Annotated in this window: 9 protein-coding genes; 4 read left to right on the forward strand and 5 right to left on the reverse strand. The window is 62.2% G+C overall.

The window, feature by feature from the left end; all coding sequences use genetic code 11:
- Positions 1–2 precede the first annotated feature (2 nt).
- From IVB47_RS06700 to IVB47_RS06715, 4 genes are all read left to right on the forward strand, one after another.
- Positions 3–1,007, forward strand: a complete 1,005-nt coding sequence (locus tag IVB47_RS06700; protein WP_247460526.1) for a zinc-binding dehydrogenase — start codon at positions 3–5, stop codon at positions 1,005–1,007.
- Between the two features lie 6 nt (positions 1,008–1,013).
- Entirely contained in the window at positions 1,014–2,087 is a 1,074-nt protein-coding gene (gene ugpC / locus IVB47_RS06705; protein ID WP_247460528.1) for a sn-glycerol-3-phosphate ABC transporter ATP-binding protein UgpC, read from the forward strand.
- Between the two features lie 68 nt (positions 2,088–2,155).
- Positions 2,156–3,043: a sugar kinase gene (locus IVB47_RS06710; RefSeq protein WP_247460573.1), complete on the forward strand. Its 888-nt coding sequence runs from the start codon at positions 2,156–2,158 to the stop codon at positions 3,041–3,043.
- Positions 3,040–4,077, forward strand: coding sequence for a tagatose 1,6-diphosphate aldolase (locus tag IVB47_RS06715; RefSeq protein WP_027519166.1), 1,038 nt, complete (start codon positions 3,040–3,042; stop codon positions 4,075–4,077). The genes IVB47_RS06710 and IVB47_RS06715 overlap by 4 nt, the downstream gene beginning before the upstream one ends.
- 647 nt (positions 4,078–4,724) lie before the next feature.
- On the opposite strand, the gene IVB47_RS06720 is transcribed toward IVB47_RS06715, so the two are convergent.
- From IVB47_RS06720 to IVB47_RS06740, 5 genes are all read right to left on the reverse strand, one after another.
- Complete coding sequence (locus tag IVB47_RS06720) at positions 4,725–5,810, reverse strand: ABC transporter substrate-binding protein (protein ID WP_247460531.1); 1,086 nt, start codon at positions 5,808–5,810, stop codon at positions 4,725–4,727.
- An 80-nt stretch (positions 5,811–5,890) separates the two neighbouring features.
- The gene (locus IVB47_RS06725; protein WP_247460533.1) at positions 5,891–6,868 is read right to left on the reverse strand and encodes a branched-chain amino acid ABC transporter permease; all 978 of its coding nucleotides are present in this window, start codon (positions 6,866–6,868) and stop codon (positions 5,891–5,893) included.
- The gene (locus tag IVB47_RS06730; RefSeq protein ID WP_247460535.1) at positions 6,865–7,719 is read right to left on the reverse strand and encodes a branched-chain amino acid ABC transporter permease; all 855 of its coding nucleotides are present in this window, start codon (positions 7,717–7,719) and stop codon (positions 6,865–6,867) included. The genes IVB47_RS06725 and IVB47_RS06730 overlap by 4 nt, the downstream gene beginning before the upstream one ends.
- Positions 7,716–8,456: an ABC transporter ATP-binding protein gene (locus tag IVB47_RS06735; RefSeq protein ID WP_247460537.1), complete on the reverse strand. Its 741-nt coding sequence runs from the start codon at positions 8,454–8,456 to the stop codon at positions 7,716–7,718. The genes IVB47_RS06730 and IVB47_RS06735 overlap by 4 nt, the downstream gene beginning before the upstream one ends.
- Positions 8,453–9,259: an ATP-binding cassette domain-containing protein gene (locus IVB47_RS06740; RefSeq protein WP_247460539.1), complete on the reverse strand. Its 807-nt coding sequence runs from the start codon at positions 9,257–9,259 to the stop codon at positions 8,453–8,455. The genes IVB47_RS06735 and IVB47_RS06740 overlap by 4 nt, the downstream gene beginning before the upstream one ends.
- Positions 9,260–9,776: the final 517 nt, after the last annotated feature.

Below are 9,776 nucleotides of genomic sequence, written 5' to 3' on the forward strand. Positions count from 1 at the left end.
TGATGAATATGTCTCCCCGCTCGAATTCGATCATGCAGGCCGCGGTCTTCCACGGCGGCGACCGAATCACCATCGAGCCTGTGGCGATGCCCGAAATCGGCGCCGGCGAGGTGCTGGTCCGTGTCTCGCGAACGGCGCTGTGCGGCTCAGATTTCAAGCTCTGGCACAAGGGCGCCGAGTTCACCGCCGGCCACGAGATCTTTGGCGTCGTCGAGCAGCCAGGCCACGGTCTGCATGGCCGCCGCTGCGCCGTCTACATTCCCTTGCACTGCGATCACTGTGCCGCCTGCAAGCGCGGCGATACCCAGATGTGCCTCGAGGTCTCCAGCCTGATCGGCTGGAACAGGCCGGGCGGCTATGCCGAATACGTGCCCGTGCCGGAAAATTGTTTGCTGCCGGTACCCAATGATATCGAGGACAGCCTCGCGCCGCTGTTGCTCGACACCATCGGCACATCCGGTCACGCCGTACGGTTCGTCAGCCGCGTGGTGCCGGCGAACGAGGCCGGTCCGGCCCTCGTGATGGGGGCGGGGCCTGTCGGTCTCGGCGTCGTGCTGGCGCTTCGCGCGCTTGGCTACAACGACATTCATGTCGCCGATCCCAATGCGGCGCGGCTGAAGATCGCACAGTCCTTCGGCGCGAAGGCGCACCCGGTCGGCGACACCTCGAAGCGCTTCGCGCTCATCATGGAATGCTCGGGCGCCCATGCGGCGCGCAATCTCGGCATCGAGCTCGTCTTGCCGCGCGGCGCGCTGGTGCTGGTCGGCGAGAACGCCGCGCCATGGACCATCGAGGAGGGCAAGGTATTTCGCCGCAAGGATTTTTACATGATCCGGACCTTCTACTTCCCGGTCTCGGATTTCGAGCAGAATGTCGAGCTGCTGCGCAAGTACAAGGACGAATACCGCGTCCTCGTTGACGGCGAGTTCGGTCTTTCGGATCTCCCTGAAAACTTCGCGCGGTTCGCCAACGGCGAGCTGATCAAGCCTGTGCTGGCGCTGGACTAAGCGATCATGGCCTCGATCTCGATCCGCAATCTCACCAAGCGCTACGGTAATTTCACCGTGATCCCCGATCTCAATCTGGAGATCGCGGACCATGAATTCGTGGTGTTCGTCGGCCCATCCGGCTGCGGCAAGTCGACCTTGCTGCGCATCATCGCGGGCCTCGAGCCTATTTCGGGTGGAGACCTTTACATTGGCGACAAGCACGTGAATGGCGTGCAGGCGGCAAAGCGCGATATCGCGATGGTGTTCCAGGACTACGCGCTCTATCCACACATGCGAGTCTACGACAACATGTCGTTTGCGCTGGAGCTGCGGGGAACGCCGAAAGCGGAAATCGACGCGCGGGTGAAGCGCGCCGCCGCGCTTTTGCACATCGAGCCTTATCTCGACCGCAAGCCGAAGGAGCTGTCTGGTGGCCAGCGCCAGCGCGTCGCCATGGGCCGCGCCATCGTGCGCAATCCCAAGGCGTTCCTGTTCGACGAGCCGCTGTCCAACCTCGACGCCAAGCTGCGCGGGCAGGTGCGGGCCGAGATCAAGGCACTCTCGCAACAATTGAAGACCACCATGGTCTTTGTCACCCATGACCAGATCGAGGCCATGACCATGGCCGACCGCATCGTGGTGCTCCAGAGCGGCACGATCCAGCAATACGACACGCCGGAGACGGTCTACGAGCGACCCGCCAACCAGTTCGTCGCCGGCTTCATCGGCTCGCCCGCCATGAATTTCTTCGCGGTCGAGTGGCACGACGACTGCGCAATCCTCTCGCAAGGTGGAACGGCCGTGCCGGTGGACGGCGAGACCGCGAGCAGTCTGCGCCAGGCCGGCAATGCCGTACTCGGCATTCGTCCCGAACATTTCACTGTCGCCACCAATGCTGCCGATGGCATTGCCATCGAGGTCAAGCTGGTCGAGCCGCTCGGCTCCGATACGCTAATCCATTTTGATCTCGCCGGTGTCTCCGCGATTGCGCGGATCGACCCGTCGCTGCGACCGAAAGTCGGCGATCGCCTCGCGCTGCGCCCGCAGCCTGGCAAGACGCATCTGTTCGATGCCACCAACGGACAGGTCCTCCGGTGAGTACGTCAGCCAACACCGGCGATCTCTTGGCGCTCGCGGACGTCGGGTCCAAGGCCAGGCCCGTGCACGTGATCTGCCTTGGGCTCTCTGCGCTGGACCAGGTTTGGCGCGTCGATCGGCCGTTCGCGGGTGGAAGCGAGAAGATCAAAGCTGCTGCGTACGGCACGCTGGGCGGCGGCATGGCCGCCAATGCGAGCGTGGCGGTGGCGAAGCTCGGCGCGTCCGTCGCGTTCTGGGGGCGGGCAGGGAATGATGCCGCCGGCCACGAGATGAAGACCGCCTTCGCCGCCGAAGGCGTCGACGTCGAGAATTTCCGGCTGTTTCCCGATGGCCGCTCCTCTGTCTCCGGAATTATCGTCGACAGCAGCGGCGAGCGGCAGATCGTGAACTTCCGCGGCCTTTTTCCTGAATCCGCGGATTGGCTTCCGCTCGAAGCAGTCGGCCGCGCATCCTCCGTGCTGGCCGACCCGCGCTGGGTCGAGGGCGCCGCAACGCTGTACCGCGAGGCACGCTCGCGCGGCGTTCCGACGGTGCTCGACGGCGACATGGCCGATGCCGAAGTGTTCGAGCGGCTGCTGCCCCTAACCGATCACGCCATCTTCTCCGAGCCCGCGCTTACCGCCTTTGCCGGCTCCGCCGATGATAAATCTCTCGCAGCCCTCGCTCGCTTCGGCTGCCGCGTCATCGCCGTCACGCGTGGTGAGGGCGGCGTGAGCTGGTACCAGAATGGCCAGCTGCAGCGGCAGGTCGCCTACGCCGTCGAGGTCGTCGACACCACAGGCGCGGGCGATGTTTTTCACGGCGCCTATGCCCTGGCGATCGGCGCTGGCTTGGACGTGGGCGCCGCCATGGCGTTTTCGGCGGCGACGGCTGCCATGAAATGCCGCCACGCTGGCGGCCGCAACGGAATCCCCGACATCAACGAGTGTCTTGCATTCATGAGGACGAAGCCATGAGAACGATTGGAAAGAACCGCGGCCTGGCGCGGCTTGCTGACGCGGACGGCCATTTTCGAATGGTCGCGCTGGACCAGCGGCCGCCCTTGTTCGATGCCATCGCGAAAGCAAAAGGCATCACGCGGGACCAGGTCGAGTATTCCGACGTCACGGCGGCCAAGCGTCTTCTGGTCGAGAATCTCGCGCCGCACTGCAGCTCGATGCTGTTCGACCCGAACTTTGCCGTGCCCGCCGCGATCGATCTGCTGCCGCCGCGCTGCGGCCTGATCATGACGCTGGAAGAGCACCGCGTCGAGGAGACCGCGGGCGGTCGCAAGTCGCGGGCCATCACCAACTGGAGTGTGGAGAAGATCCGCGCCATGGGCGGTGACGCCGTCAAGGTGCTGGCCTGGTATCGGCCAGACGCCGATGCCGCGGTGAACGAACACCAGAAGAAGTTCGTGCGCGAGATCGGCGAGGACTGCGCCCGCCACGACATTCCCTATGTTCTCGAGCTGCTGGTTTATCCGTTCCTGGGCAGCGCCAATCACACCGCTGACTACGTCGAATCGCCGGGCAAGCTTCCCGGTCTGGTCATCGACAGCGTGCGCGAGTTTGCCAAACCCGAATATGGCGTCGATCTCCTCAAGCTGGAGAGCCCGGTCGCGGCCAACGGTCTGCCGGCCAGTGACGGCAGCGGGGCAGCCAAGGCCGCGCAGAAGGAGTTCGATGCAATCGGCGATATCTGCCGCGAGCGCAACATCCCTTGGGTGCTGCTGTCGGGCGGCGCTGCGCCGGAGAAATTCGAACGCGTGCTCGACTACTCTTATGCTGCAGGGGCGAGCGGCTTCCTGGCGGGCCGCACGATCTGGCTCGACGCCGTTCTAAAGAATTTTCCGGATCGCGCCGCGGTGTCTGCAAGTCTGCGCAAGGACGGTCTCAACGTGCTCGAACGGCTCAGCCAGCTGACCACGGCCAAGGGCACGGCCTGGAAACCGCGCTATCCTGTCTTCACGGATATCAAGCAGGAGGGTGACTTCGCGCGCGCCTACTGAGCACGCCTATCGAGAAAGCATGTGAGGTCTTGCGATGGATAAGAAAATGCTCAGACGGTGGGAGGTGGACTGATAAGGTTTGGCCACAAACCTTATCAGTCTGACGAAAAGCTTATCAGTGAGAGTCAACCGCAGCGAATGCAGCAATCTTGCAGTCGAAACAAAAGGCTCCGCTTACGCCGAGGTTGTTCAGTAGCCCACGACCTAGAAGCCCATGCCAGCACCGAAAGACAGCAGAACGAGGGACGCTGCAGCCCCAACCAACACGGTCGCCTAGGAAACGCCGGTACCGACGCCTCGACTTGGTCCGCAACGGCAACCCGCCCTCGCCAAAATTCGACTTTGCCCAAGCCATCTCACCTTGTCTCCAGGAACACCACGACACCGCTCGCGCGCGCTCCGACTATCTCCGGCTGAGATTGCGGTTCAATGGATCAACTATAAAGCAAGACGCGCCTCACTTGGTATGGCCCGGAAAGGGCAACGCAAATTTCTGCCGGCTGAGACGTGAGCTTACGATGGCCATCTGCTTGGTTCAGAGTTCAGCTTTGAACACAGAGTCAGGGTCGCTAACTGCTAAGCTCGCCGGTGCGAGGCGGCGGCCACGTGATGTGGCGGGCTTAGAGGTGTCCAGTGCGCGCACGAAGCTATTGCTGCAGCGCCTCGAGCTTGGCGTTCTTGCCGTCGACGACCTTGAACAAAACGTAGTGCGGCTGCATTTGCCCGCTCGGTAGGAACTGGACGTCGCCGAACACCGTCCCGTTGACTGGCTTCCCGCGGATCGCGTCCGCAACGGTTTTGCGATCAAGCGACTTTGTAGACTCCACCGCCTGCGCCCACACCTGCACGGCGGCGGCGCCAAGCGCGGCGCTCTTGTCGGGAGCGGCCCCATAGGCCTTCGTATAGGCGGCCACGAAGGCTTTACTCTCCGGAATGGTCGTGAACGGCGGCAAGTCAGGGAAGAAGATGTCCGCTGAGATCACGCCGTTATTGGCATCGCCGGCGACCTTGAACACCGTAGTTAGCATGATGCCGACGGCGCCGACGAAAGTTGAGTTGATGCCGGCCTGTCGGTACTGCTCGACCATCGCTGGCAGGCCCGAAGAATTCGAGGAGTTAGTGACGATGACCGCGTCCGGGTTGGCGCCCTTTAGATTGGTAAGCTGGACGCGGAAATCAGTATCCTTGAATGCGAACTTCTCCGTCATGACGACTTGGCCGGAAAAATTCAGCTTCTTGAACTCGGCTTCGACGGCGGATTGGAAACCGTTGCCGTAGACGTCATTCTGAGTCAGGAAAGCGACCTTTTTGGCTTTCATGGTCTCGACGACATATTTGGCGATCACGGCAGCGTCAAAGCCGTTCGAGCTGTTAATCCGGATCGCGTACGGATTGGTCTCGCCGTTGAGGATCAGCTCCGATTTCGACACCGCTGTGATATCCAACACGTTGCCACGCGCGAGGATCGGTTGCATCGCGAGCGTGACTGGTGAGTTCCACCCTTCAATGACGACGTCGGCCTTCTCGGCAATCATTTCGTTGGCTCGGCTGACGCCGACCGCGGGCGTACTCTCGTCGTCCTTGGAGATCATCGTGAGCTTGCGGCCGAGCAGGCCGCCCTTATCGTTGATCTGCTGCACCATCAACTTGACGGCATTAGTCACGGTCTGTCCGTCCGGGCCAGCGCCGCCGCTCAGCGGAAAGATAGTGCCGACCTTGATGTCCTGCGCCATTGCTGGCATCGATGCGAGACCCGCCAGCAGCGCGAGAGCCAGTTTCGTCTTGTGCATGCTATTCCTCCCAATATGTGTCTTCAGGACTTGTTGGTAATACGGCGATAGAGGCCCACGAGACCGGTCGGCCAGAAGATCAGGACCACTGCGAGCACGGATCCCAGCACGATCTTGTTCCAGTCACCGCCGAGCGAGAACAGGTTCTGCTGGGCGATCAGGAGTGCGGTGCCGATCAGGGGGCCCAGCAGGATGCGGCGCCCGACCAGCACGATGGCGGTGAGCATCAGGACCAGAAAGTAGGACTCGAACATGTCCGGGCCGACATAGGCGCGCTGATACGCGTACAGCCAGCCGGCGAGCCCCGTGATCGGCGCGGATATCACGAATACTGCGAGCCTGATCCGGCGTGGATCGACGCCAAGGCTCGCGGCGAGTGCCGGGTTCATCTGCACCATCAGCGCAGTGGTGCCGAGGCGGGAGCGACGAAAACGTGCGATGAAGGCCAAAGTCAACACAAGCAGGGCGAAAGCGATCGGCCAGAGATCCTCTTGCATCGCGCCGGAGAAATTCGTGAAGATCAAAGGCAACTTCAGTGGCGGAATGCCGACGATGCCATCCGAACCGCCCACCGCGTCCCAGTTGAAGGCAATCTCGTAGGCGACGACGGCTGCCGCGTAGGTCACGAGCGAGAAAACGAATTCGCGAGTGCGCAAGGTGACTGCGCCGAGGAAGGCAGCTGCCGCGAGGCACAGCACGATTGTCGTCGCAGCCGTGATCCACCCATTGACGCCGTAGCTGACCGAGAGGTTAGCGGATGCATAGCCGCCGATGGCCCAAAACACGGTGTGTCCGAGGCTGACCTCGCCGAGATAGGACAAAATGATATCGGCGCCGTAGCACATCACCGCGAAAATCGCGATCGTGGTCAGCGTCGAATAGGCAACCGAGGTGCCACCGAGCAGGCGCGGCAGGAAGAAGCCGATCACGACGGAAGCCGCGATCGCGATCAGGCGCAGGAAGGGGATCGAGGCCGGCCGAGAGGATTCGATCGCGGTCATCTGGTCGCAAGCCCCGCGGGACGGATCACGAGCAAAGCCAGCAGCAGCGCAAAGGCAGCCGCCGTCGTGTAGGCCGGCGCGACGAATGCACCGAAGAAAGCGGTGAACAGGCCGAGCCCGAGGCCAGCCGCGAGCGCGCCGCCGATCGAACCGATACCGCCTAGCACGACAACGACGAAGGTCATGATGACCTCGTTAAAACCCATGCTCGTCAAGATCGGTGAACGGGGCGCAACCAGTGCCGCGCCTAGGGCGACCGCGGAACATTCGAACATGAAGACTAGGAGGTAGACTGTCTTGGCGTTGATACCGAACAGCTCCGCGAGCTTGGGGTCCTCGGCGACGGCGCGAATGACCGAGCCGAAGCGGGTGCGCTGCGTGAAGAGCCAAACGGCGCCATAGAGCAAAATCGTCACGGCAAGCACCAGCACGTCCTGCCAGGTGAACCACAGCGGACCAAGATCCACCTTGGCGCGCGCCAATGTTCCGGGAAGGATCTGGGGATTGCCGCCGAAGATCAGGGCACTTACGCCCTGGAGTACATAGCCGAGCCCGAGCGTCACGATCATCAGGCTGGTCAGGTTCTGTGTCATCACTAGGCGCATCATCGCACTTTGCATCAAGAGGCCGGTTGCTCCAAGCACGATGATCGCGACGAGAATGGCGAGCGGATAGGACAGACCTAGCTTGGTGATAGCGTACCAGGTGACGAACGCGCCGAGCATATAGAGCTGACCATGGGCGAAATTCACGAGGCGCGCGACGCCGAGCAAAATGGTCCAGCCGAGCGCAATGCAGGCATAGCCGGAACCGAGCACGATGCCATTGATGATCTGCTGCGCGATGTTCATGTCGGCGATTCCGCGATAGTGCCGAGATAGGCCTCGATGATGCGGTGATCTGTAGCCATTGCCGCGGCCGCACCTTCGCCGATCACCCGACCGCGTTCCAGCAGATAGAGATGATCGACCACCTTGAGCGCTGCTTTCACGTTCTGCTCGACCAGCAGCACCGGCAGCCCGCGATCGACCAGCAGGCGGATACGGGAGAGCAGGTCGGTGATAAGTCGAGGCGCGAGCCCTGCGGAAGGTTCATCCAGCATCAGCACGCGCGGTCCTGCGAGCAGGGCACGCCCGACCGCAAGCATCTGCCGCTCGCCGCCGGATAATGCCGCGCCTTTGTGCGAGCGGCGTTCTGCGAGGCGGGGAAAGAAGTCGAAGACCTCATGGGTGGTAAAGAGGTGTCTGCCGGTCGTGTCGGCGGGCGCGCGTACCAGCGCGAGGTTCTCGTCGACCGTCAGTTCGGCAAAAATGTTCTTGCCCTCCGGCACCAACGTGAGGCCACGTCCGACGCGCTGGTGGGCGGCGAGTTTCTCGATGTTGTGGCCCTGGAGCTGGACCTGGCCTGTTACAACGGCGTGGCCGCGTGACCAGCCGGCCAGCGCGTTGACCAGCGTGGTCTTGCCGGCACCGTTCGCGCCAACGAGGCCGACCATCCGGCCGGCTGGAACGTCGATACTGACGCTTGAAACTGCAACATTGCCGGCATAGCGGACCGAGAGATTATCGCTGCTCAGCACGCCGGTCATTCGTCGCGCCCCAGATAGGCTTCGCGGACCCGGGCATCGCGTTGGATGTCGGCCGGAGTTCCCGTCGCCAGCGTGGCGCCCTGGTCGATCATGACGATGCGGTCCGCAATCGACATGATCAGGTCCATGTGATGCTCGATCACGACAAGGGCGAGGCCGCGCTTGCGCAACCCGATCAGGACATCGGCGAGCTTCTTCATGTCGCCTCCGCTGAGGCCGGCGGCCGGCTCGTCCAGCAACAGCACTTTCGCGCCGGTGCCATAGGCAAGCGCCACCGACAGCAGCCGCTGCACGCCATAGGGAATGTCGCCCGGAAGCTGGTCATGGTACTGTCTTGGGATCCCGAAGAAATCGAGCAATTGTGCCGCGGCGATCTCGGCGGTACGGCGGGTCGTGGCCTCGCGCCAGGGTACGAAGATGGACGTGACCAAGTTAGTCGAGAAGTCGCGGAAGATCGCTGAAATGGCATTCTGTAGGACCGTCAACTCGCCGAAGAATGAGTTCTGCTGGAAGGTTCGGCGCAGGCCGCGGCCGGCGAGATCGAATGTTTGGAGCGCGGAAACGTCGCTGCTGTCGAGAAAGGCACGGCCCCGATACGTTACGGCGTTGGTAACGGCTGCAAAGCAGGTGCTTTTGCCGGCTCCGTTCGGGCCAATAATGCCGAGGATCTCGTTGCTATGAACCGACCAGCTCACGTCGCGCAGCGCGACCAGCGCGCCGTACTGGACGGTCAGACCTTCGACGCGCAGCACCTCGCCGGTACTCGCGCGCGTTTCCCCGGAACTTGCCACCCGGCTGTCCATCCCTTGTTGTCCTGATCGCAGCGGTGGCGATCGGTCTTATTGGCGGGCAACTAACGGGGCAATCGATGCGGGATCAAATCGCGGGAGAGAAGCTGCCTCGCAAGGGCATCGTATTGCTGACAGACAGCGAAAACTTGTGCTGACTGGTTGCCCTCGACAGCCTGGGGTCTAGCGATGGCGTGGCGCTCAACCTGAGCGGAAAAAAAGCTGGTCCGGCGGCAAGCTCCTGCAGAACTGTCGCTCGGGCACTCGCCTATGTCGGATGCGAATACCGCCGCGCGGCCAAGGCGATCGAATGACCTAGCACTTCGTTAAGATGTCCTAAAGCATCGATTCTAACTTGTTGTTTCCCCGGACTCCCTAAGATGATTGTGGGGGAAACCATGAACCACGAACTCATGTTCGCGGCACTGAACGCCACGAACGAAGCGATTCTACGGTCGGCGAACAGCTCCGAACTTTACCAAAGAGTTTGTGATGCTGCGGTCCATGGCGGCCACATTCGAATCACAACTGT

Origin of the sequence: Bradyrhizobium sp. 62 (assembly GCF_023073035.1) — a bacterium.
In the GTDB taxonomy this organism is placed as follows: domain Bacteria; phylum Pseudomonadota; class Alphaproteobacteria; order Rhizobiales; family Xanthobacteraceae; genus Bradyrhizobium.

Bases quoted from the DNA above. Each gene is read 5' to 3' on its own strand.
- ugpC (WP_247460528.1), top strand. From the start codon at position 1,014: ATGGCCTCGATCTCGATCCGCAATCTCACCAAGCGCTACGGTAATTTC.
- IVB47_RS06725 (WP_247460533.1), bottom strand. From the start codon at position 6,868: ATGACCGCGATCGAATCCTCTCGGCCGGCCTCGATCCCCTTCCTGCGC.
- IVB47_RS06735 (WP_247460537.1), bottom strand. From the start codon at position 8,456: ATGACCGGCGTGCTGAGCAGCGATAATCTCTCGGTCCGCTATGCCGGC.
- IVB47_RS06715 (WP_027519166.1), top strand. From the start codon at position 3,040: ATGAGAACGATTGGAAAGAACCGCGGCCTGGCGCGGCTTGCTGACGCG.
- IVB47_RS06720 (WP_247460531.1), bottom strand. From the start codon at position 5,810: ATGGCGCAGGACATCAAGGTCGGCACTATCTTTCCGCTGAGCGGCGGC.
- IVB47_RS06700 (WP_247460526.1), top strand. From the start codon at position 3: ATGAATATGTCTCCCCGCTCGAATTCGATCATGCAGGCCGCGGTCTTC.
- IVB47_RS06740 (WP_247460539.1), bottom strand. From the start codon at position 9,259: ATGGACAGCCGGGTGGCAAGTTCCGGGGAAACGCGCGCGAGTACCGGC.
- IVB47_RS06730 (WP_247460535.1), bottom strand. From the start codon at position 7,719: ATGAACATCGCGCAGCAGATCATCAATGGCATCGTGCTCGGTTCCGGC.